Genomic DNA, 23,200 nt, shown 5'->3' on the forward strand with positions numbered 1-23,200 from the left:
TAAGGAGGAATATTAAATATGTTTAAATTTTTTGATAGATTTAAAAAGAAAAAAAAAGAAGAAGTAGATTTGATTGAAGAGGAAAAGGTAATTGAAGAACCAGAACAATACCAAATGCCAGTAGAAGAATTACCAGATTTTGAACCGGAAGAAGTTTTAGAACAAAAACAAATAGAAGAGGTTCCAGAGCAGGTGAAAGAAGTAGTAGATACTGAACTTGAAGAGGCTTCAGAATCAGTTGAAAAAATAGAAGATTCAAAGCCAGAAGAGGCTCCAAAGGTAGACTTTTTTACGAAGTTAAAACAAGGTTTAGCTAAGACTAAAAAAGGAATGGTAGACAAAATCGATAGCATTCTTGCATCTTATGGAAAAATAGATGAAGATTTATTTGATGAATTAGAAGAAATATTGATTACTTCTGATGTTGGCGTTGAAACAACAATGACCATAATTGACAATCTAAAAGAAAGAGTAAAAGAGAATAAAGCTACACAAGCTAATGAAATTAGAGAATTCTTAAAAATGGAGATAAAAGATGTACTTAATAAAGTTGAAGACAATAGGGGATTAAATATTGAACCTTCACCAGCTATTGTATTAGTTGTGGGAGTAAATGGTGTAGGTAAAACTACAACAATAGGAAAACTTGCATACAATCTTAGAAGGCAAGACAAAAAAGTTTTAATAGCTGCAGGTGATACATTTAGAGCTGCTGCAATTGAACAGCTACAAGAATGGTCAAATAGAGCACATGTTGATATTATAGCTCACAGTGAAGGCTCAGATCCTGCTGCAGTTATATATGATGGGATACAAGCAGCAAAGGCTAGGGACACTGATGTATTAATATGTGATACAGCTGGTAGACTTCATAATAAGAAAAATTTAATGAATGAATTGAATAAAATCTTTAGAGTAGTGGAAAGAGAATTTCCAGAAGCAACAAAAGAAGTTCTTTTAGTAGTTGATGCAACTACTGGGCAAAATGCGATACTTCAAGCAAAAGTTTTTAAAGAAGTGTGTGATATTACAGGAATAGTTTTAACAAAATTAGATGGAACTGCAAAAGGTGGAGTAGTTATAGCGTTGCAGTCAGAATTAGAAGTGCCAGTAAAACTTGTTGGAGTTGGAGAAGGAGTAGAGGATCTTCAAGTGTTTGAAGTTGAAAGTTTTATAAGAGCATTAATTGAATAAAAATTTGTTGACAAAATCATATATTTATAATAGAATAATGCTGTCAAGTAAATGACTTGACAGCATTATTCTATACATGGTGATGATAACGATGGAAAAGTTAGTAGAGATTGGAATACTATTTGATTTTTATGGAAAGCTTTTAAGTGAGAGACAATACTTAGCTATAGAGCTATATTACTTACATGATTTATCTTTAGGTGAAATAGGTGAAGAATTAAACATTAGTAGACAAGGGGTATATGATACTCTAAAACGAGCAGAAAATAGACTTTATGAATATGAAGATACATTAGGATTAGTTAAAAAGTTTACTTTTAATAAAGAAAAAATTAAAACCATTTTAAAATATTCCCATGAAATAGAAAGCGTTGCAAAATCAATCAATAGTGAAAAATGTGAGAATAATGCAAAGTGCATACAGATGATTGCTTTGGAAATATTAGAAAATGACCAGGAGGGTATGTGATGGTATTTGAAAGTTTAGCAGAAAAACTTCAAAATGCTCTTGGAAAATTAAAAAGCAAGGGAAAACTCAATGAAAAAGATGTAGACCTTGCAATGAGAGAAGTTAAGCTTGCACTTCTTGAAGCAGATGTTAATTTTAAAGTTGTAAAAAAGTTTATAAAAGATGTTAAAGAAAGAGCAATTGGTTCTGAAGTAATGGAAAGTTTAACACCTGGACAACAGGTAATTAAGATAGTAAATGAAGAATTAACTTTATTAATGGGAGAGAAAGAAAGCAAGATAGAATTTTCTCCTAATCCTCCTACTGTTATTCTTTTTTGTGGTCTTCAAGGTGCAGGAAAAACAACTACAGCAGGAAAATTGGCTTTTAATTTGAAGAAACAAAACAAAAGGCCACTTCTTGTAGCTTGTGACGTATATAGACCAGCAGCTATAAAGCAATTGGAAGTTGTGGGAGAAAGAGTTTCAGTACCTGTATTTACTATGGGTGATAAGAATGATCCAGTTGATATTGCAAAGGCAGGAGTTGAACATGGAAAGAAGAATGGTAATGATGTAATAATCATTGATACTGCCGGAAGATTGCATATAGATGATACTTTGATGGAAGAACTTAAAAATATAGCATCTGAGGTAAATCCTAAAGAAATACTTTTGGTTGTAGATGCTATGACAGGCCAAGATGCTGTAACTGTAGCAGATAACTTTAATGAAAAATTAGAATTAACTGGTGTAATTCTTACAAAACTTGATGGTGATGCTCGTGGTGGAGCAGCTTTATCAATAAGGGCAGTTACAAATAAACCTATTAAATATGTAGGTATGGGTGAAAAACTAGATCAACTAGAACAATTTTATCCAGATAGAATGGCTTCTAGGATATTAGGTATGGGTGATGTACTTAGCTTAATAGAGAAAGCACAAGAATCTTTTGATGCACAAAAAGCTATGGAATTAGAGAAGAAAATTCGTACTCAACAATTTACATTTGATGACTTTTTAGATCAACTTGATCAGATGAAGAATCTAGGACCATTAGATGAAGTAATTGGCATGATACCCGGTGTAAATACTAAGAAGCTAAAGGGAATGGATGTAGATGAAAAAGAATTAGTTAGAATTCAAGCTATCATTCAGTCTATGACAAAGGATGAAAGGGAAGAGCCGTCCATTATAGATAGTAGTAGAAGAAAGAGAATTGCAAAAGGTAGCGGTACATCTGTACAAGATGTCAATAGATTATTAAAACAGTTTAAAGAAACTAAGAAAATGATGAAGAGATTTACTGATATGGAAAAGACAATAAAGAAAAAAGGGAAATTTGGATTCCCCTTTTTCTAATAGATGTTTGATATTTTAAAGGAGGTGAAAAAATGGCAGTTAAGATTAGACTTAGAAGAATGGGCGCAAAGAAAAGTCCTTTTTATAGAATTGTTGTTGCTGATTCCCGTTCTCCAAGGAATGGAAGATTTATAGATGAAATTGGGTATTATAATCCATTAACAGAACCTAAAACTATAAAGGTTGATGATGAAAAAGCTATGAATTGGCTTAATAATGGAGCAAAACCAACAGACACTGTGGAGAGACTTTTTAAAGAAACTGGTGTTTATGAAAAGCTAAGTGATAATAATGTCCAAGAATAATTCCTAGGGGGTGAAATAAGTGGGAGAACTTGTAGAAATGATTGCGAAGGCTCTTGTAGATAATCCTGACGAAGTTAAAGTCAATGAAGTTGAAGGTACCCAATCTGTTATTATCGAACTAAGAGTAGCCCCAGAGGACATGGGGAAAATAATTGGAAAACAAGGTAGAATTGCTAAAGCGATTAGAACCGTTGTTAAAGCAGCTGCTATTAAGGAAAATAAACGAGTAGTTGTTGAAATTATTCAGTAAGGGATTAGCTTTCTAATCCCTTTTTCTAACTTAATTTGGTAGGTGAAAATATGGATTATATCCAAGTAGGAAAAATAACCAACACCCATGGAATTAAAGGAGAATTAAAAATATTTCCCCTTACAGACAATATAAATAGATTTGATGAATTAAAAAGTGTATTTGTTGGAGAAGCTAAAACAAAAGTTAATATTGAGAAAACTTGGTACAAAAAAGATTTTGTCATAATAAAGTTTAAAGAATTTGATGATATCAACCAAGTAATTTGTTACAAAGATGAATATATATATATAGATGCAGAAGACAAAGTAAAGTTACCGGAAAATGCATATTTTATTTTTGATATTATTGGTTGCAAGGTAGTTGATATAAGAGGTAACAGTATAGGAATTGTAAAAGATGTTATGACTAATTTTTCTAATGATATATATGTAGTTAAAGATTCAAAATTAGGAAAAGAATATTTAATTCCTGCAGTTAAACAATTTGTAGTTGATGTAGATATTGAAGATAAAGTTATAACTATTGAACCAATTGAAGGATTGATAGAATGAAAATAGATGTTTTAACATTGTTCCCTGAGATATTTGAATATATTTTCGGATGGAGTATTATAGGAAGAGCAATAAAAGATGAAATTTTAGATTTGGATTGTATAAATATAAGGGATTTTTCAAAAGATAAGCATAAAAGAGTAGATGATTATCCTTTTGGTGGTGGACCAGGTATGGTTATGAAACCAGAGCCTATTTACGATTCAATACAAAGTATAAAAAAGGATAATTCCAAAGTTATTTACTTATCACCAAAGGGAAAGGTGTATAATCAAAAACTTGCAAATAGATTATCTAAAGAAGAACATTTAATTCTCTTATGTGGTCATTATGAGGGTATAGATAATAGAATAATAGAAAATTATGTTGATGAAGTAATATCCATAGGAGATTTTGTTTTAACTGGTGGGGAAATACCTGCAATGGTTTTAATAGATTCAATCGTTAGATTGATACCTGGTGTTTTAAGCAGTGAAGATTCATATATGGAAGAGTCCCATTATGATGGGCTTTTAGAATATCCACAGTACACTAGACCCAGAGAATTTAGAGGACATTTGGTTCCCCCAATACTTTTGTCTGGGGATCATAAAAAAATAGAAGAGTGGAAAAAATATGAATCGCTAAAGAATACCTATTTAAATAGGAAAGAGCTTTTGGAAAAAAGAGAAATGACAACTATGGAAAAAGAATTATTGGAAAAAATTATAGAAAGCAATAATGAAAAAAATTAGTTGTAATTTAAATATACTTGTGCTATAATACACAACGTATGGTATAAGGGACGGTCCTCTGTTCGTGAAACAAGAACGTCTAGGGAGAAGGGAGGTATAGACATGGATATCATTAAAATGATTGAAGATGAACAACTTAAAAAAGACATTCCTGCTTTTAATGTGGGAGATACAATTAAAGTTCATTACAGAGTAAAAGAGGGAACTCGTGAAAGAATTCAAATATTTGAGGGAACTGTTATAAAGAGACAAGGCGGAGGAGCAAGAGAAACTTTTACTGTAAGAAGAATTTCTTATGGTGTTGGAGTTGAAAGAACATTTCCTCTACATTCTCCAAGGATTGAAAAGATCGAAATTACTAGAAAAGGTAAGGTAAGAAGATCTAAATTGTATTACTTAAGAGGTAGACAAGGTAAGGCAGCTAAAGTTAAAGAGAAAACAAACTATTAATGTATTGGGACTATTTAGTCCCAATATTTGTTTATTGTCTATAGGTATTAAATTTATCAATAGTAAGGCTTTACAGTATACGCCTTTTTTATTAGGATGGTGATTAAATGAATATAAATTGGTATCCAGGTCATATGAAAAAAACTAAAGAAGCTATAAAGAAAAGTCTACCTTTGATAGATATTATATATGAGCTACTAGATGCAAGAATACCTATTAGTAGTAAAAATCCAGATATAGATTCTTTAGTTGGAAATAAACCTAGAATTATCATATTAAATAAATCTGATTTAAGTAATCCAGATAATAATTTTAAATGGCAAAAGAAGTTATCTGAAAGTGGAACACCATCTATATTAGTTAACTCATTAGATAATACTGGAATAAATGATTTGATTCGTATATCTAATGTGCTTATGAAAGAAAAAAGAGATAAGCTAGAAAAGAAGGGTATAAAGAATAAAGCTATTAGAGTGATGATAGTTGGTATACCAAATGTAGGAAAATCTACTTTAATAAATAGTTTATCTGGTAGAAAAGGAGCTAAAACAGGAAATAGACCTGGAGTTACCAAAGGCAATCAATGGATTAAGTTAAAAGGTAACTTAGAATTATTAGATACGCCAGGAATATTATGGCCCAAATTTGAAGACAAGGAAATTGGTCTTAACTTGGCTTTTACAGGAGCTATAAAAGATGAGCTACTAGATATAGAAACTTTAGCATACAGATTAATTGAAAAACTTGTAACTATATGCCCATTTTTATTAGAAGAAAGATATAATATAACTATATCAGGCAAATCGACAATAGAGGTATTTGAAGAAATCGGGAAAAAGCGAGGCTGTATATTAAAAGGTGGAGAAATTGATTTTGATAAAACAAGTAATATTATTATAGATGATTTTAGAAAAGGCAGAATTGGTAGAATAACATTAGAGTTGCCATAAATATGGAGGAGTTCATGTGCTAGAATTAGAAAAAGCTTTATGGGAAGAAGGTTATAATTATATAGCTTGTATAGATGAAGTAGGACGAGGATGCTTAGCTGGAGATGTTGTTGCTTGTGCTGTAATAATGCCAAAGGAAATTTTGATTGAAGGTGTTAATGATTCAAAAAAGCTAACAGCTAAAAAGCGAGAAAAGTTATATGGAAAGATACTAGAAACAGCAATAGCAGTTGGAATTGGACAAGTAGATCCAGATACTATTGATAAAATTAATATAAAAGAGAGTACTAGACTTGCAATGAAGAAGGCAATACTTAATTTAAAGGATAAACAAGGCAATCAAATACTACCAGATTATCTTTTAATAGATGCAGAAGAAGTTTATATTGATATACCTCAGTCAAGTATTATAAAAGGTGATGAAAAATCACATGGTATTGCGTGTGCCTCCATTGTTGCTAAGGTATATAGGGATAGCAAATGTCAAATATGGGGACAAGAATATAATGGGTATGCAATTGAAAAAAACAAAGGATATGGAACAAAAGAACATAGAGAAGCTCTAAAGGAAATAGGTCCTTGCCCTATACATAGATTAAGCTTTTTAAAAAAGATTATTTAGGGTGTAATGTATGAGAATAGATGATTTTACTTTAAAAGAAATTTTAACATTAGAGTTAGATGGCTCTCCTTTGAAAGAAGGAAGTATTATAGATGGAGAAATAATAGAGATATTTGAAGATTCTATATTACTTGATATAGAAAACTTAGGATTAATTGAAGGTAAAATAGAAATACCCATTGATAATTTAGAAGGAAAGAATTTAAAATTTCTAGTAAAATCCAATGATGAAAACTCTATTAAACTTGTACCATTAATAGAAGAACAGCCAAAGACTCAGATTGTAAATCAAGAAGAAAAAGACTTCATACTCGTAAATGCAGAGGAAGATACATCAGCTAAAACCCATATTATTAAAAATATTTTAAAAGAGCACAATATTGTAGAAAATAAAACTACAGTTGAAATGATAGAAACACTGTTTAAGTACAATATTCCTATAAACAAAGAAAACTTAGAGAAAAGCATTAGAGTATTGGATAAAATAGATTATATTTGCAGTAAGACCTCAGAGGAGAAAGTTATACTCTTAAACAATGAATCAGATCCTGTAAAATCTCAGATAATGGATTTTGTTTTAGTAGATAATAGTGAGTACCCTGAAAAAAAGAATTTGGATTTTATATATGATGAAATAAAACCTATGATATCTGATGGAGAAGTTGATAGTAAACTTATAAAGACTGTTATATTTTTATTAAAAAACAACATAAAAATCTCAGTAAACAATCTAAAAAATATATTTAGGCTTATGGACAATGAGGAAATAATTTCAAAAGAATTAATAGATAAATTAAATGATCATTCAGATAAGTCTAATACAAATGAGAAAAAAGTAGATAGTAATAGTAAGGTAAATATTACTTTTACAGAAAAAGATATTGTTTCTTTAAGAGAATACAATGACGATGTAAAAAAGAAATTAGAATTAATAAAAGATTTTTCAACAAATGAAAAAACAGATGGTAGCAAAGATATAAAAGAAACAATAAAAGAACTAGGGAATAGAATTGATTTTTTAAATGATATGAACAAAGAGTTGAATTTCATGTATATACCTTTGACTATAAAAGATGGAGAAACAGATGGTTCTATTTCTTTTTTAAAAAAGAAAAGACATTCAAAGGGAAAATCAGAGAAATTAAATGTTTTTATTAATTTAAACATGAAATATTTAGGCAATGTTAAAATAATGTGTGAGGCTTTTGATGATTTAGTTAATATTAATTTTAATTTAGATGAGAAACATATATCTTTTATCAAATCTTATGAAAAAAAATTATATAATCTAATTGAAGAAAAGGGTTATAAATTAAATGCACTAAACTATATAACAGATAATAAGACAAGCCTTTTAGATACACTTATAGACAATCATAAACCTTATTATTATTTAGACGTGCGGGTGTAGATTATGAAAAATGATAAGAATAAAAAAGCTGTTGCCTTAAAATATAACAAAGACGATTCATCTCCATTTGTGGTAGCCAAGGGAAAAGGATATATAGCTGAAAAAATCATTGAAAAGGGTAAAGAAGAAAAAGTCCATATATATGAGGATGAAAATATAATCGACAATTTGATGCAATTGGATTTAGGAGAGGAAATTCCACCTGAATTATATGATGTTGTAGCAGAGATAATTGCATATGTTTATTATTTAGATAAGAAATTAGGTGATATAAATGGGTAGGGGTAATTTGGAAAAGGGATTTAAAGGCGAAGACATAGCTTGTGAATACATAATAGAAAATGGGTATCAGGTATTAGAAAGAAATTTTAGATTGAAAACCGGTGAAATAGATATTATAGCAATGAAAGAAAATTTATTAGTTATAATAGAAGTTAAAACAAGAACTAATATTAATTATGGATATCCTTATGAGGCTGTAAATAAGCGAAAGCAAGATAAAATAATAAAAACAGCGCTATATTATGTTAAACTTCATGGTTTAAAAAACATTCAATTAAGATTTGATATTATTGAGATTTATCTGGGCAAGGAAAACAAGATAAATCATTATGAAAATGCCTTTATGTAAATATGTATACATGCTTTGAATATATTGAATATTTAAATAAATCTGCAAAGGAGTAGACTATGTATTCGAAAGTTAAAACTTGTGTTCTTCAGGGGTTAAGTGGTTTTATAGTAGAAGTTGAAACTGATATTTCAAGAGGTTTACCAAATTTTAACATAGTTGGATTACCAGATACTGCTATAAAGGAATCAAAAGAAAGAGTTAGGACTGCTATTAAAAACAGTCAATATGAATTTCCGTTAAATAGAATTACTGTCAATTTAGCTCCAGCAAATCTAAAAAAAGAGGGGTCTCAGATAGATTTATCTATTGCAATAGGACTTCTGTCTGCTATGGGAATTATAATGTATGAGGATTTTAGTAATATTTCTTTTTTAGGTGAACTATCATTGGACGGAAAGATAAATAAAATCGAGGGAGCCCTTCCTATGGTTATATCTCTTAGGGAGCTAGGCATAAGAAAAGTTGTATTGCCCTATGACAATAGAAATGAATGTGGAGCTATAGATGATGTAGAGATAGTTCCTGTAAAAGATTTAAAGGAATTGGTGTACTATTTGAATGGGGAAATTGAAATAGATTTTCAATATAAAAAGAATAAAAATATCTTTCCTTATAAAGAGGATTATGAAGAAGATTTTAGTGATATAAAGGGACAGGATGGATTGAAAAGAGCATTAGAAGTAGCAGCTGCTGGATCGCATAATATTTTGATTATAGGGCCTCCTGGCTCAGGTAAGACAATGGCAGCAAGAAGATTACCATCAATACTTCCTGACCTAACTTTTGAAGAGTCAGTTGAAATTACTAAGATATATAGTGTTGCAGGGCTTTTAAATAATGATTATTTAGTAAGTCAAAGACCTTTCAGAGCTCCTCATCACACTGCGTCAGCATCTTCCTTAATAGGTGGTGGAAGGATACCTAAGCCTGGAGAAGTATCTCTAGCTCATCATGGAGTTCTTTTTCTTGATGAGTTGCCAGAATTTCAAAGAAAAGTATTAGAGGTACTTAGGCAACCGTTAGAGGATGGATTTGTGACTATCTCTAGAGTTAGTGCTACATTAACTTATCCCGCTGATTTTATGTTGGTGGCAAGCATGAATCCTTGTCCGTGTGGGTATTATGGAGATCCTCATCACGAATGTACTTGTTCACAAAGAAGTATTGACAATTATTTGAATAAGATAAGCAATCCTCTTTTAGATAGAATAGATATCCATACTGAGGTTATGCCTGTAAATTATTTAGATTTAAATAGTGATAAAAAATCAGATTCTTCAAAGGATATCAAGGAAAGGGTTAATAATGCAAGAAAAATGCAAATCGAGAGATACGATAAAGAAGGAATATTTTCTAATGGTCAACTTTCAGCAAAAAATATTAAAAAATATTGTAAACTCAATGGGAATGCAGAAAAGATAATGAAACAAGCTTTTAATAAATTTAAGTTTAGTGCAAGAAGTTATAACAAAATTTTAAAAGTATCAAGAACTATTGCTGATTTAGATGGTGAAAAAACAATCAATGAAAAACATATACTAGAAGCTATTCAATATAGAAGTTTAGATAAAAAGTATTGGGGGTAAGAGAATGAATGGCTTTACTAATAGAGAGACTCTTATTTGGTTAAACAGTATATTTATTAGCAATGCTACAATCAAGGTGTTATTAGAGTACTTTGACAATATAAAAGATATTTGGGATGTGCCAAGTGTTGAAATTTCAAAAATCAAAGGTATAAAAGAAGAAGTTAAGGAAAAAATTTTATATAATAGAAATCCAGAACAATTAAAAATAATATTAGAAAAAATCGATGAATTAGGAATAAATGCTGTAACTATACTTGATGAAAACTACCCAAATAGGTTAAGATATATTCATAACAGTCCCACAATACTGTATTGTAATGGAACTCTAGTTGAAGAAGATGAATTATCTATTTCTATTGTAGGGTCAAGAAAATCAACTAGTTATGGAAAATGGGCTAGTGAAAAGTTTTCAAAGGAATTAGCAAGTATTGGAGTGACTGTTGTTAGTGGAATGGCAAAAGGAATAGATACTTGTGCCCATAGAGGTGCCTTAGATGAAAATGGTAGAACGATAGCAGTTTTAGGTAGTGGTGTAGATGTCATATATCCTCGCAATAACAAAAAGCTTTATGAAGACATTATAAAGCAAGGAGTTGTTATGTCTGAGTTTCCAATTGGAACCCAACCTTTTGCTACAAATTTCCCCCAAAGGAATCGTATTATTAGTGGAATTTCTTTAGGTGTTATTGTGATAGAAGCTACTGAAAAAAGTGGCTCTTTAATTACAGCTACTCATGCGCTTGAACAGGGCAAGGAAGTATTTGCTCTTCCTGGAAATATAAATAGTATATTTAGTAGGGGGACTAATAGTTTAATAAAAGATGGGGCAAAAATAGTTATGGATATAGAGGACATATTAGAGGAAATTTATGAGTTAAAGGAAAGATTATGTTTATTAAAAAATGAAGAAATAGATTATTCTGATTTAAGTCCTATTGAGATAAAAATTGTAGATACATTAAAAGAAAGACCAATTCATTGTGACAATATAGTTTATTTAACAGGTTTGGATATATCCACTGTTATTAGTACTCTTACCATTTTAGAATTAAAAGGAATAGCTAAAGAGTTACCAGGTAGAGTATATACATTGTCATGATTAGTTATAAATTATTTCGTTGGAGGTGCATATCTTGCAAAAGAATTTAGTAATAGTTGAATCACCTGCAAAAGCAAAAACTATAGGTAAATTTCTAGGTAAAAATTATAAGGTAAAGGCTTCTGTTGGGCATGTGAGGGACTTGCCTAAAAGTAGTTTAGGTATAGATATTGATAATAATTTTGAACCAAAGTACATCACTATAAGAGGTAAGGGTCCAGTAATAAAAGAATTAAAGAGTGAAGCAAAAAAAGCAGATAAGATTTTCCTAGCAACTGACCCTGATAGAGAAGGAGAAGCTATATCTTGGCATTTAGCACATATATTAGAATTAAGTGAAGATGATTTGATTAGAATTGAGTTTAATGAAATAACAAAAGAAGCAGTAGCTAAAGCAATAAAAAAACCTCGCCCAATTAACAAGGATTTAGTGGATGCTCAACAGGGGAGAAGGATTTTAGATAGATTAGTTGGATATAAAATTAGTCCTCTTTTATGGAGGAAGATTAGAAAAGGGTTAAGTGCAGGTAGAGTTCAGTCAGTTACAGTAAAATTAATATGTGATAGAGAAAAAGAGATAGAGAATTTTATTCCTGAAGAGTATTGGAGTATAAAAGGCATATTTAATAGTGGAAATGATGAATTTGAAGCTAATTTTTATGGAGAATTAGATAACAAAAAAGAGATAAAAATTGATTTAAAAACAAAAGAAGAAGTAGATGAGATACTTAATTATTTAAAAGATAAAAAATATAATATACATGAAGTAAAAACAGGAACTAAAAAGAGAAATCCATATCCACCTTATACTACCAGTACATTACAACAAGATGCTTCAAAGAGATTAGGATTTTCAACAAAGAAAACAATGATGATAGCACAGCAATTATATGAAGGAATAGATTTAAAAAAAGAAGGTACAGTAGGGTTAATTACTTATATCAGAACAGACTCAATGCGTATATCAGAAGATGCTATAAAAAGTACAAATGATTTTATTTACAGTAATTATGGGAAAGAGTATTCAACAGGTGGAAGGGTATATAAAAATAAAAAAGGTGGGGAAGTTCAAGATGCTCACGAAGCAATTAGGCCAACATCTATAGTTAGGATACCTGATAATATAAAAGAATCTTTAACTAAAGATCAATATAAATTGTATAAACTCATTTGGGAAAGATTTGTTGCTAGCCAAATGAGCCCAGCTATTTATGAAACTATAACTGTGAAAATATTATCTGGGAAATATCTATTTAGAGCTTCGGGTTCTAAAATGAAATTTGATGGATTTATGAAGCTTTACGATAGTGGAGATAAAAATGAAAATGAACTAAATATTTCTTCGATAAATGAAGGGGCAGAGGTAAAATTAAAAAAATTAGAACCAAATCAACATTTTACACAACCACCTGCTCAATATTCTGAAGCGACACTTATTAAGACTTTAGAAGATTTGGGAATAGGTAGACCTAGTACTTATGCTCCAACTATTAGCACTATACTAAGTAGGGAGTATGTAATATTACAAAACAAATACTTCAAGCCTACAGAATTGGGTATATTGGTTACGGAATTGCTAGAAGAATATTTTAAAGATATAGTTGATAAAGAGTTTACAGCAGCAATGGAAGATAGATTAGATGATGTTGCTGATGGTAAATATTCATGGGTAAAAGTAGTAGATGAATTTTATTCTGATTTTAGTAAGGTTCTAAAAATTGCAGAGGAAGAAATTGAGAAAATAGAAATCAAAGAAGAAGTAACAGATGTTTTATGTGAAAAATGTGGCAGAAACATGGTTGTTAAATATGGAAGATATGGTAAGTTTTTAGCTTGCCCTGGCTATCCAGAATGCAAAAATACAAAGCCTATTTTACAGGAATTAAATGTAAATTGCCCGCTTTGTGGGGGAAAAGTAGTAGAGAGAAAATCAAAAAAAGGAAGACGTTTTTATGGTTGTAGTAATTATCCAAAATGTAATTTTGTATCATGGGATGAGCCAATTGAAGAGAAATGCCCTAAGTGTGGTAATATGTTAGTAAGAAAGGGAACTAGAAATAATATTACAATTAAATGCACAGAAAAAACTTGTGATTATGAAAGAAAGGAAGATAAAACAAAAAAACAAAAAAATAAATAGATTAAAACTGTACTTTTTATAAAAAATATAGTAATCTATACATAGACTAACAATTTAAAAAATAATGAATAATCTGAAAACTTGTTATTTTTTTCCCTTGAAGTTATTTGAAAGTTGTGTTAGTATTTGTTTGGTCTATTTGTTCTATAGGAGAGTGGTCTACATGATGATGGGAACAACTATTATTGCAATTAAAAAAGGAAATAACATTGCAATTGCTGGTGATGGTCAAGTAACTATGGGTGATAAGACCATCATGAAGAGTTCAGCAAAAAAAGTTAGAAAGATTTATAATGATAAGGTTGTTATTGGTTTTGCTGGCTCTGTAGCTGATGCGGTAACATTAGCAGAAATATTGGAAGAAAAACTAGAGCAACATGGTGGCAATTTAAAAAGAAGTGCTGTTGAATTAGCTAAAGAATGGAGAAGAGATAAAGTTTTAAGAAGGCTAGAGGCTATGCTAGTAGCTGGAGATGGAGAAAACCTACTATTGATTTCTGGTAATGGTGAGGTTATAGAACCAGATGAAGGTATAATTGCTATAGGTTCTGGAGGAAATTATGCTTTAGCTGCTGGAAAAGCTTTAATTAAGCATTCTGATTTAAATATAGAAGATGTTGCTTTAGAATCGCTATTGATAGCATCGTCAATATGTGTATATACGAATGATAATATAACCCTTGAAATTATATAAGGAGAGTGATTCTATGGTCGAGTTAACCCCTAATGAAATTGTAATGGAACTAGATAAGTATGTAGTTGGCCAAGAGCAAGCAAAAAAAGCTGTAGCAATAGCTATTAGGAATAGATATAGGAGGAGCCTAATACCAGATGATTTCAGAGAAGAAGTAAAACCTAAAAACATACTCATGGTAGGACCTACAGGTGTGGGGAAAACTGAAATCGCTAGAAGATTAGCAAAGCTTGTAAATGCTCCTTTTGTAAAAGTAGAGGCAACAAAATTTACAGAGGTTGGTTATGTAGGTAGAGATGTGGATTCTATGATTAGAGATTTGGTAGAAGACTCTGTGAGAATGGTAAAAGAAGAAGAAGTGTCAAGAGTGCTAGACAAGGGAAAACTAATTGCTGAGGAAAAAATCATAGAACTACTCGTTCCGAAATCAAAGAAGAGAACAAATATAAATAATCCATTAGATATGCTTTTTAGAACTTCAGAAGAAGAAGTTGGAGATGATGAAGAACTTAAAAATATTAGTATTCAAAGAGAAGAAGTTAGAAAACTTTTAAAAAGTGGAGAATTAGACAATAGGATTATAGAAATTGAGGTTGAGGAATCTTCAAATCCCACTGTAGAGTTATTTAGTGGTATGGGGATTGAAGAATACAATATAAATATGAATGATATTTTAGGAGACCTTTTACCTAAAAAAACTAAAAAAAGAAAGGTCACTATAAAAGAAGCAAAGAAAATAATGGGTTCCCAAGAAGCACAAAAATTGATTGACATGGACGAAGTTATAGAAGAAGGTATTAAAAGGGCAGAAGAAAAAGGTATAGTGTTTATTGATGAGATTGATAAGATATCTGGAAGTGGATATTCTTCTGGTCCTGATGTATCTAGGGAAGGTGTACAGAGAGATATATTGCCTATAATTGAAGGTAGTAATGTCATGACAAAATATGGTCCTGTAAGGACTGATCACATTCTTTTTATGGCTGCTGGTGCATTCCATGTTTCAAAGGTTAGTGATCTTATACCTGAGATTCAAGGAAGATTTCCGATCAGAGTAGAGCTAGATAACTTAACAGAGGACAATTTTAAAGAAATACTTACAAAACCAAAGAACGCTATCATAAAACAATACCAATTATTACTGAAGACAGAAGGCATCAATTTATCTTTCACTGAAAGCGCCATTGAAGAAATAGCCAAATTTGCTTATATTTCAAATGAACAACAAGAAAACATTGGGGCAAGAAGACTTCATACTGTAATAGAAAAATTGTTAGAGGATATTTCTTTTAATGCTCCAGACCTAAAAGAAAATGAAATCGTTGTAGACGACGAATATGTAAAGATAAAGTTGATGAATGATATACAGCAAAAAGACATATCAAAATATATATTATAGAGGAGGACATATTAATATGAGTGAAAGCTTATTACAAAAAACTAGGAGACTAAATAAGGCATTACAAAGTTCTGGCTCAAAACCTGTATCTTTTCCAGAACTAACAAAAATACTTAGTGATATATTAGATGCAAATGTGTATATTGCAAGTAGAAAGGGTAGAGTTCTTGGTTATGAATTATCTTCAGGTTTTGATTGCGATATAATACAAAGTGAGATTGTAAAGGAAAAGAGATTTCCTAAAAAATATAATGATGAATTGTTAAAGGTTTTAGAAACAAGAGAAAATGTAGAAGAAGTATTAGAATGTGTATTTGATGAAGTATCTAAATGTGATTATCCAGATAAAGTTACTACTATAATTCCTATAAACAGTGGTGGAGTTAGATTAGGCACCCTTGTATTATCTAGATTTGGTAGAGATTTTACAGAAGATGATTTGGTACTATCAGAATATAGTGCAACTATAGTTGGTATGGAAATACTTAGATCTAAAAATGATGAAATAGAAGAAGAAGCAAGAAAAAAGGCAGTTGTACAAATGGCAATAGGTACTTTATCATATTCTGAATTAGAAGCTATGGAGCATATATTCAATGAACTTGATGGGAGTGAAGGTTTACTTGTAGCAAGTAAGATTGCTGATAGAGTTGGGATTACAAGATCAGTTATTGTAAATGCTCTTAGGAAATTTGAGAGTGCAGGTGTTATAGAATCTAGATCACTTGGTATGAAAGGGACACATATAAAAATACTAAATGACAAATTAATGGATGAATTAAAAAAAGCAAGACAATAGTAGGAGTTATCCTACTATTTTTTTAATTTAAAATCAAATAGTGCAAAAGGACTAATTGTTAAATTTGATAAAAAAAAGTTCGAAAATTGAAGGATTATAGATTTCTATGGAGAATAGTAATTATGTTATGAAAACAAAGATTATGTAATGCGAAAAATATCATTAAATACCAAAAAAGTAAATAGTTCTATAATATTATGATTAATATGTAGAAAAATTATACAAAATAGGTTATTATAATATATATGTGCAGTGGGAGAGGTGAGAAAATGTTAAATAGTATATATAATAACTCAAAATATCTAGAAAAAGCTTTAGATGGTACTTGGCTTCGTAATAAAGTTATTGATCAAAACTTAGCAAATAATGATACCCCAAATTATAAAAGGAAAACCATACTATTCGAAGATTGTTTGAAAGAAGAACTCAATATTTCTAAAAAAAAGTTAAATACAACAGATGAAAGACATATACCAGGTATTGGTGGGTTTAAAAATAATGAACCTAGAATAGTTGAAGACAATAAAACATCTTATAGATTTGATGGAAATAACGTCAATCAAGATACGGAAATGGCAGAACTTTACAAAAACACTATAATGTTTGATGCATTAACAAAACAACTCATAGATGAGTATGAAAAGATAAAGAATGCTATTGCGGAAGGGAGTAAATAATAATGGGTATGTTTGATTCTATTAATATTAATGCTACAGGTTTAACAGCTCAAAAGACTAGAATAGATATAATATCTAAAAATATGACAAATGCAGAAACCACAAGAGGTACTGGTGGAATGCCATATAGAAGACAAATGGTAGTTTTTCAAGAAAAAAAATCAACTCCTTTTGAATATTATTTATCCCAAAAAACCAATAAATTTAATGGTGGAGGGGTAAAAATTACTGATATTGTAGAAGATACAACACCTTTTAAGTTGGTTTATGAACCTGGTCATCCTGATGCTGATGAGAATGGTTATGTTAAAATGCCAAATGTGGAAATGGTCAAAGAAATGGTAGATTTAATTGATGCCCAGAGAGCATATGAAGCTAATATTACTGCAATGAATGCTACCAAAACTTTATTGATGAAATCTATGGAAATAGGTAGAAAGTAGGAGGTGTTGAATAGTGAAAATAGGAGCTATACCATATAGTGAAAATAAGATCTTTAATACTATTGATAATAACAACAGTTCTAAAGATGTAGAGATGTCCTTTGGACAATATCTTAAAAATGCAATAGGCAAGGTTAATGATTTGCAAATTGAAGCACAAGACTATAAGAAACTTTTAGCTACAGGCGAAGTAGATGATCTCCATAGTGTAATGATAGCTGCAGAAAAGGCAAATATTGCATTGCAATTTACTATGGGCATAAGAACTAAAGTTGTTGATGCTTATAGAGAAATAATGAGAATGCAATTATAATTGATCTAGCAAGAAATGGGGTGATTAGGTGGGAGATACTATTGCGCAGATGAAGAAGCAATTAAATGATTTCTGGCAGGACATGGATAAGGCAAAGAAAAAGAAACTAATTATCAGTAGTATTTTAATAGTAGTGGGACTTACTGTACTTATTTTTGCTTTGACTAGGACTAAATACGAGGTATTATACGATAATCTATCAGCGAAAGATGCTGGACAAGTTACCAAACAATTAGATGAAATGAATATAAAGTGGAAAACTGGTGATAAAGAGAATACCATTTTGGTACCTGCAGATGTTAAAAACAAACTAAAATTAGAACTGGCTTCTGAAGGTCTACCAAAAGAAGGATATGGATTTGTTGATGCATTTAATGACAGTAGTTGGACAATGACGGATTACGAGAAAAGGGAAAGAGTTAAATACGCTCTTCAAAATGAACTTGCTTCAACAATATCTGAAATAGAAGGAATTGAAAGTGCAACGGTGTACATAGACGAGAAAGAAGACACAGGATTTATTCTAGAGGAAGACAAAAAAGATACTACTGCTTCAGTGTTTATAAAAAAGGATCAAAATAAAAATCTTCCGATTGATACTATTACAGCAATTAAAAATCTTGTTGCTGGTTCAATAAACATGGATCCTGATAATGTTCTTATTATTGATGATTCTGGTAGACTTTTAACTGAAAACAGTGATGAATCAAATTTTGTTATAACAGATCAGTACAGTATAAAACAAAATATAGAGATAAGAACAAATGAGAGCTTAAGAAGGTTCTTAGAAAATGTTTTTGGTTATGGTAATGTCGATGTAAGAACTAGTGTGAAAATGGATTTTGATAGTGAAATGACTAGTATAGTAGAATTTTCACCACCTATTGAAGGAAATGAAGAAGGGCTTATTAGAAGTATGGAAGAAGTAGAAGAACATGTAACGGATGGTGCTGAGGGTGGGGTTCCTGGTATTGAGGAAAACATGCCGGATGATTACACAATGGAAGACAATGGAAATTCTAAATACGATAAGGCGAGTCGTGCTATTAATTATGAATTAAATGAAATTAACAAAGAAATTCGTAAAGCACCAGGACAAATTGACACTATTACAGTTGCGGTTTTAATAAATAAAGATGTATTAGTTGATGGAGAAATGACTCAAGAGAAAAAAGATGAAATAAAAGATTTAATAATTGCAGCTACAGGATTAGATACTAAAGAAGTACAAGTTAGTTCTCAAGAGTTCAGTACAGGTGTTTTAGCAGAAGAAAAAGAAGAGAGGGAGTCTAATATAGCTATATGGTTAATAATTGGTGTTCTACTTGCTTTTGCTATTACTGGATTTGTTATTTATAAGAAAAGACAGGGAGAACAAGAAGAAGAAGAGATTTACGATGATTTAGAGAGAACTTTAGCTGAGGCTATTAGTCAAGAACAAGCGATAGATGAAATTAATTTTGAAGCTGAAAAATCAGAGATGAAGACTCAGATAGAAAACTTCATAGATAAGAAACCAGATGCGGTTGCACAATTGTTAAGATCATGGCTAAATGAGTAGGGGTGACAATAATGTCTAATAAAGAATTAAATGGTAAAGAAAAAGCAGCAATTCTATTGATTGCACTTGGACCTCAAAAATCAGCTGAAATATTTAAGCATTTAAATGAAGAAGAAATTGAAGAATTAACACTTCAAATTGCCAATATGAGAATGGTGTCTCCAGAAGAAAAGCAGGAAGTAATAGAAGACTTTTATCAATTATGTTTAGCTCAAGAATACATTTCTGAAGGTGGTATAAATTACGCTAAGGATGTTTTAGAGAGAGCTTTAGGAGCTGACAAGGCAGTTAACATTATAAGTAGATTGACATCATCTTTACAGGTGAGACCATTTGAATTTGTAAGGAAAGCAGATCCAAATCAACTGCTTAATTATATTCAAAACGAACATCCACAAACTATAGCATTAATATTGTCATATTTGTCACCAGCCCAATCAGCACATATATTAGCAAGTTTACCTCAGGAGAAACAGTCTGAAGTAACTCGTAGAATAGCTATAATGGATAGTACGTCACCAGAAGTTGTAAAGGAAATAGAAAGTGTATTGGAAAGCAAGTTTTCCAATATTGTTTCTCAAGATTTTACAGTTGCAGGTGGTATTCAATCTGTTGTAGATATACTTAATTCAGTAGACAGAGGAACTGAAAAATATATCATGGAGGAATTAGACATAAAAGATGCTGAACTTAGTGATGAGATTAGAAAGAGAATGTTTGTATTTGAAGATATTGTTGGCCTTGACAATAGAAGTATCCAAAGAATTATTAGAGAAGTTGATAACAGTCAATGGGCTATTGCGCTTAAGAGTGCTAGTGAAGAAGTTAAAGAGACAGTATTTGTTAATATGTCTAAACGATTAGCTGAAATGATTAAAGAAGATATTGAGTTTATGGGTCCAATTAGATTAAAAGATATAGAAGAGGCACAACAAAATATAGTAAATATTATTAGAAGATTAGAGGAAGAAGGAGAAATCATAACTCCAAGAGGAGGAGATGAAATAATTGTCTAAAGTAATCAAATCTTTTAGAGTAATTGAAAAACCCAATGATACTATTTTTGAAGAGCCTGAAAATGTTGAGGAAAAAATATTAATAGAAGAGGCAAAAAAGAAATATGAAAGCATTCTTGAAAAGGCAAATAAAGAGGCAGAAAAAATCATAACAGAAGCTAATGAACAAAAAGAAAATCATCTAAATCAAGCATATGAAAAGTCAAAAGAACTTTTTAAAGAATTTAGAGAAAAAGGATATAATGAAGGGTATAATATAGGATATAAAGAAGGAAATAGCGAAGGATATTCTAAAGGTTATGATGAAGGCAAAACTGAATCTGACAAGTTAATACAAGAAGCTATTGATATTAAGAATGAATGTATGAAAACCAAAGATAATATTTATCGTGAAATTGAAGAAGATGTAATTCAATTAGTAATAGATATTTGTGAAAAAGTAATTTATGAGAAGATAGATGAGGATAAGGAATATATAGTAAGTCTTATTTTAAAGGGAATAGAGAGTTTAAATGCTACAGAAAATTTAGTGGTTAGAGTTCCTAGAGAAGATTATGACATTGTAGAAATGTCAAAGGATAAGATACTGGTTAAGGCAAGTTTAATTAATGAGTTAGAAGTGAAAGCTGATAGCAATTTAGATAAAGGAGATTGTATCATTGAAACTTCTAGCGGTAATGTGGATATGAGTGTTCAAGATCAAGTAGAAAAAGTAAAAAAACTCTTAAATAATATTCTAAGTAGCGAGTGATTGAAATGGAGAAATCAGTTAATATTAATAAATATATAAATGCAGTCAATAATAAAAGGCTTGTAAGATATACAGGAGAGATAACCAAAGTTACAGGTTTGACTATTGAATCAAATGGACCAATGGCTAGTATTGGGGAATTGTGCTATATTTATCCTCACAGTAGAAAGGAACCAGTGGTTTCTGAGGTTGTTGGATTTAAGGAAGATAGAATACTACTTATGCCCTTAGGAGAAATGGAGGGAATAGCATTAGGTAGTAAAGTAGTTGGAAGTGGCAACACTTTAAATGTAAATGTAGGGAAGGGCCTAATAGGCAGAGTTTTGGATGGATTAGGGAATCCTATAGATGACAAGGGGCCAATAAAGACTTTAAAGAGCTATCCTGTAAATGAGTCTCCACCAAATCCTCTAGAAAGGAAAAAGATAGTTGACCCTTTATCCTTAGGGGTAAAGACTATTGATGGGCTTTTAACTTGTGGCAAAGGTCAAAGAATTGGTATTTTTGCAGGTAGTGGAGTTGGAAAGAGTACACTAATGGGAATGATTTCGAGAGATTCTACAGCTGAGGTAAATGTTATAGGTCTTATTGGAGAAAGAGGAAGAGAAGTAAGAGAGTTTATTGAAAACGATTTAAAAGAAGAAGGTCTAAAAAAATCAGTTGTAGTTGTTGTAACATCTGACCAACCAGCACTAATAAGAGTTAAAGGTGCAATGGTAACAACAGCAATTGCAGAATATTTTAGAGATCAGGGAATGAATGTAATGCTACTGATGGATTCTTTAACTCGTTTTGCAATGGCTCAAAGAGAAATAGGATTAGCTATTGGAGAGCCACCTGTTACTAGGGGGTTCACACCTTCAGTATTTGCACTACTTCCAAAACTACTTGAAAGAGCAGGTACATCATCCAAGGGAACTATTACTGGATTGTACACTGTGTTAGTTGATGGAGATGATTTGAATGAACCGGTAACAGATACGGTTAGAGGAATACTTGATGGGCATATTGTTCTTTCTAGAAAACTAGCAAATCAAAACCATTATCCTGCCATAGATGTACTTGCTAGTATAAGTAGGGTAATGCCTAGTATTGTAACAAAAGAACATTTAGCGATGTCAAATACTATTAAGGATATACTTGCAATATATAAAGAATCTGAGGACTTAATAAATATTGGTGCATATAAAATGGGAAGTAACAAAAAGTTAGATTTAGCCATAGCATTAATTGATGAAATAAATGAATTTTTAACACAAAAAACATTAGTGAGCTACACATTTGAGGAAACCTTAAACATCCTTAAAACCATAACAGAAAAAGCTAATAGTAATAATTAATGGGGGCGATTGGCATAGAAAAATTTAATTTTAAGTTAGAAAAGGTCCTTGATTATAAAGTGGGCATTGAAACAAATAAAAAGAATGAATATGGAAAAGCAAGACAGAGATTGAATAATGATGAAAAGATTTTAAATAGTTACAATAGCTTTAAAGATAATATTATTAGAGAGAGAAATATGTCTACTTCTAATATAAGTATCAATGATTTAAAGATGTACAATAACTTTTTATTAGATATAAATACTAAAATCAATAATCAAAAAGAAGAGGTACATAAATCAAAAGCATATGTAGAAAAAAAACAAACAGAATTGCTTGAAGCAACAAAAGAGAAAAAAATGTTTGAAAAACTAAAAGAATACAGGTATGATGAGTATTTGTATGCTATGAAAAAAGAAGAAGAAAAAATTATTGACACAATAGTTTCTTATAGAGAGAGTACCCGATAATAGGGGGTGAAGTT

The 23,200-nt window shown here is 30.7% G+C and carries 27 protein-coding genes; all 27 read left to right on the forward strand.

Annotated features, from left to right (window positions below; translation table 11 throughout):
- Positions 1 to 18 precede the first annotated feature (18 nt).
- Positions 19 to 1,194, forward strand: a complete 1,176-nt coding sequence (gene ftsY, locus BQ9840_RS01580) for a signal recognition particle-docking protein FtsY (RefSeq protein WP_077367400.1) — start codon at positions 19 to 21, stop codon at positions 1,192 to 1,194.
- 91 nt (positions 1,195 to 1,285) lie between these two features.
- Positions 1,286 to 1,663: a YlxM family DNA-binding protein gene (gene ylxM, locus BQ9840_RS01585; RefSeq protein WP_077367402.1), complete on the forward strand. Its 378-nt coding sequence runs from the start codon at positions 1,286 to 1,288 to the stop codon at positions 1,661 to 1,663.
- Entirely contained in the window at positions 1,663 to 3,003 is a 1,341-nt protein-coding gene (ffh, locus tag BQ9840_RS01590; RefSeq protein ID WP_077367404.1) for a signal recognition particle protein, read from the forward strand. The genes ylxM and ffh overlap by 1 nt, the downstream gene beginning before the upstream one ends.
- Positions 3,004 to 3,035: 32 nt before the next feature.
- Entirely contained in the window at positions 3,036 to 3,308 is a 273-nt protein-coding gene (gene rpsP, locus BQ9840_RS01595; RefSeq protein ID WP_077367406.1) for a 30S ribosomal protein S16, read from the forward strand.
- A gap of 19 nt (positions 3,309 to 3,327) precedes the next feature.
- The gene (locus BQ9840_RS01600; protein WP_077367408.1) at positions 3,328 to 3,558 is read left to right on the forward strand and encodes a KH domain-containing protein; all 231 of its coding nucleotides are present in this window, start codon (positions 3,328 to 3,330) and stop codon (positions 3,556 to 3,558) included.
- A 50-nt stretch (positions 3,559 to 3,608) separates the two neighbouring features.
- Positions 3,609 to 4,112: a ribosome maturation factor RimM gene (gene rimM, locus BQ9840_RS01605; protein ID WP_077367410.1), complete on the forward strand. Its 504-nt coding sequence runs from the start codon at positions 3,609 to 3,611 to the stop codon at positions 4,110 to 4,112.
- On the forward strand, positions 4,109 to 4,846 hold the full coding sequence (gene trmD, locus BQ9840_RS01610) for a tRNA (guanosine(37)-N1)-methyltransferase TrmD (RefSeq protein ID WP_077367412.1): 738 nt from the start codon (positions 4,109 to 4,111) through the stop codon (positions 4,844 to 4,846). The genes rimM and trmD overlap by 4 nt, the downstream gene beginning before the upstream one ends.
- Before the next feature lie 102 nt (positions 4,847 to 4,948).
- Positions 4,949 to 5,296 carry a 50S ribosomal protein L19 gene (gene rplS / locus BQ9840_RS01615; protein ID WP_077367414.1) on the forward strand — a complete coding sequence of 116 codons (348 nt, stop codon included), beginning with the start codon at positions 4,949 to 4,951 and terminating at the stop codon, positions 5,294 to 5,296.
- Between the two features lie 107 nt (positions 5,297 to 5,403).
- Positions 5,404 to 6,246: a ribosome biogenesis GTPase YlqF gene (gene ylqF, locus BQ9840_RS01620; RefSeq protein ID WP_077367416.1), complete on the forward strand. Its 843-nt coding sequence runs from the start codon at positions 5,404 to 5,406 to the stop codon at positions 6,244 to 6,246.
- Between the two features lie 16 nt (positions 6,247 to 6,262).
- Complete coding sequence (locus tag BQ9840_RS01625) at positions 6,263 to 6,868, forward strand: ribonuclease HII (RefSeq protein WP_077367418.1); 606 nt, start codon at positions 6,263 to 6,265, stop codon at positions 6,866 to 6,868.
- A 10-nt stretch (positions 6,869 to 6,878) separates the two neighbouring features.
- Positions 6,879 to 8,279, forward strand: a complete 1,401-nt coding sequence (locus BQ9840_RS01630) for a hypothetical protein (protein ID WP_077367420.1) — start codon at positions 6,879 to 6,881, stop codon at positions 8,277 to 8,279.
- A 3-nt stretch (positions 8,280 to 8,282) separates the two neighbouring features.
- Positions 8,283 to 8,561, forward strand: a complete 279-nt coding sequence (locus BQ9840_RS01635) for an EscU/YscU/HrcU family type III secretion system export apparatus switch protein (protein WP_077367422.1) — start codon at positions 8,283 to 8,285, stop codon at positions 8,559 to 8,561.
- A 7-nt stretch (positions 8,562 to 8,568) separates the two neighbouring features.
- On the forward strand, positions 8,569 to 8,910 hold the full coding sequence (locus BQ9840_RS01640; RefSeq protein WP_234978594.1) for a YraN family protein: 342 nt from the start codon (positions 8,569 to 8,571) through the stop codon (positions 8,908 to 8,910).
- A gap of 59 nt (positions 8,911 to 8,969) precedes the next feature.
- Positions 8,970 to 10,499 carry a YifB family Mg chelatase-like AAA ATPase gene (locus BQ9840_RS01645; protein WP_077367426.1) on the forward strand — a complete coding sequence of 510 codons (1,530 nt, stop codon included), beginning with the start codon at positions 8,970 to 8,972 and terminating at the stop codon, positions 10,497 to 10,499.
- A gap of 4 nt (positions 10,500 to 10,503) precedes the next feature.
- Positions 10,504 to 11,601 (forward strand): DNA-processing protein DprA, encoded by a 1,098-nt coding sequence (dprA, locus tag BQ9840_RS01650; RefSeq protein ID WP_077367428.1) that lies wholly within the window; start codon positions 10,504 to 10,506, stop codon positions 11,599 to 11,601.
- Positions 11,602 to 11,635: 34 nt separating this feature from the next.
- Positions 11,636 to 13,741 (forward strand): type I DNA topoisomerase, encoded by a 2,106-nt coding sequence (topA, locus tag BQ9840_RS01655; protein ID WP_077367430.1) that lies wholly within the window; start codon positions 11,636 to 11,638, stop codon positions 13,739 to 13,741.
- A 163-nt stretch (positions 13,742 to 13,904) separates the two neighbouring features.
- The gene (hslV, locus tag BQ9840_RS01660) at positions 13,905 to 14,435 is read left to right on the forward strand and encodes an ATP-dependent protease subunit HslV (RefSeq protein ID WP_077367432.1); all 531 of its coding nucleotides are present in this window, start codon (positions 13,905 to 13,907) and stop codon (positions 14,433 to 14,435) included.
- 13 nt (positions 14,436 to 14,448) lie between these two features.
- A complete protein-coding gene (gene hslU, locus BQ9840_RS01665) occupies positions 14,449 to 15,834 on the forward strand; it encodes an ATP-dependent protease ATPase subunit HslU (RefSeq protein ID WP_077367434.1) in 1,386 nt (461 codons plus the stop codon).
- Positions 15,835 to 15,850: 16 nt separating this feature from the next.
- On the forward strand, positions 15,851 to 16,633 hold the full coding sequence (gene codY / locus BQ9840_RS01670; RefSeq protein ID WP_077367436.1) for a GTP-sensing pleiotropic transcriptional regulator CodY: 783 nt from the start codon (positions 15,851 to 15,853) through the stop codon (positions 16,631 to 16,633).
- 269 nt (positions 16,634 to 16,902) lie between these two features.
- Positions 16,903 to 17,310, forward strand: coding sequence for a flagellar basal body rod protein FlgB (gene flgB, locus BQ9840_RS01675; protein WP_077367438.1), 408 nt, complete (start codon positions 16,903 to 16,905; stop codon positions 17,308 to 17,310).
- A gap of 2 nt (positions 17,311 to 17,312) precedes the next feature.
- Positions 17,313 to 17,753, forward strand: a complete 441-nt coding sequence (gene flgC / locus BQ9840_RS01680; RefSeq protein WP_077367440.1) for a flagellar basal body rod protein FlgC — start codon at positions 17,313 to 17,315, stop codon at positions 17,751 to 17,753.
- A 13-nt stretch (positions 17,754 to 17,766) separates the two neighbouring features.
- Positions 17,767 to 18,066: a flagellar hook-basal body complex protein FliE gene (fliE, locus tag BQ9840_RS01685; RefSeq protein WP_077367442.1), complete on the forward strand. Its 300-nt coding sequence runs from the start codon at positions 17,767 to 17,769 to the stop codon at positions 18,064 to 18,066.
- 28 nt (positions 18,067 to 18,094) lie between these two features.
- Positions 18,095 to 19,627 (forward strand): flagellar basal-body MS-ring/collar protein FliF, encoded by a 1,533-nt coding sequence (gene fliF / locus BQ9840_RS01690; protein ID WP_077367444.1) that lies wholly within the window; start codon positions 18,095 to 18,097, stop codon positions 19,625 to 19,627.
- Positions 19,628 to 19,638: 11 nt separating this feature from the next.
- Complete coding sequence (gene fliG, locus BQ9840_RS01695; RefSeq protein ID WP_077367446.1) at positions 19,639 to 20,643, forward strand: flagellar motor switch protein FliG; 1,005 nt, start codon at positions 19,639 to 19,641, stop codon at positions 20,641 to 20,643.
- The gene (locus tag BQ9840_RS01700; RefSeq protein ID WP_077367448.1) at positions 20,636 to 21,394 is read left to right on the forward strand and encodes a FliH/SctL family protein; all 759 of its coding nucleotides are present in this window, start codon (positions 20,636 to 20,638) and stop codon (positions 21,392 to 21,394) included. The genes fliG and BQ9840_RS01700 overlap by 8 nt, the downstream gene beginning before the upstream one ends.
- A 5-nt stretch (positions 21,395 to 21,399) precedes the next feature.
- Positions 21,400 to 22,734: a flagellar protein export ATPase FliI gene (fliI, locus tag BQ9840_RS01705; protein WP_077367450.1), complete on the forward strand. Its 1,335-nt coding sequence runs from the start codon at positions 21,400 to 21,402 to the stop codon at positions 22,732 to 22,734.
- Positions 22,734 to 23,186, forward strand: coding sequence for a flagellar export protein FliJ (gene fliJ / locus BQ9840_RS01710; protein ID WP_077367452.1), 453 nt, complete (start codon positions 22,734 to 22,736; stop codon positions 23,184 to 23,186). The genes fliI and fliJ overlap by 1 nt, the downstream gene beginning before the upstream one ends.
- The last annotated feature ends 14 nt before the right edge of the window (positions 23,187 to 23,200 follow it).

This window comes from Anaerosalibacter sp. Marseille-P3206 (assembly GCF_900155565.1).
In the GTDB taxonomy this organism is placed as follows: Bacteria; Bacillota; Clostridia; order Tissierellales; family Sporanaerobacteraceae; genus FUHM01.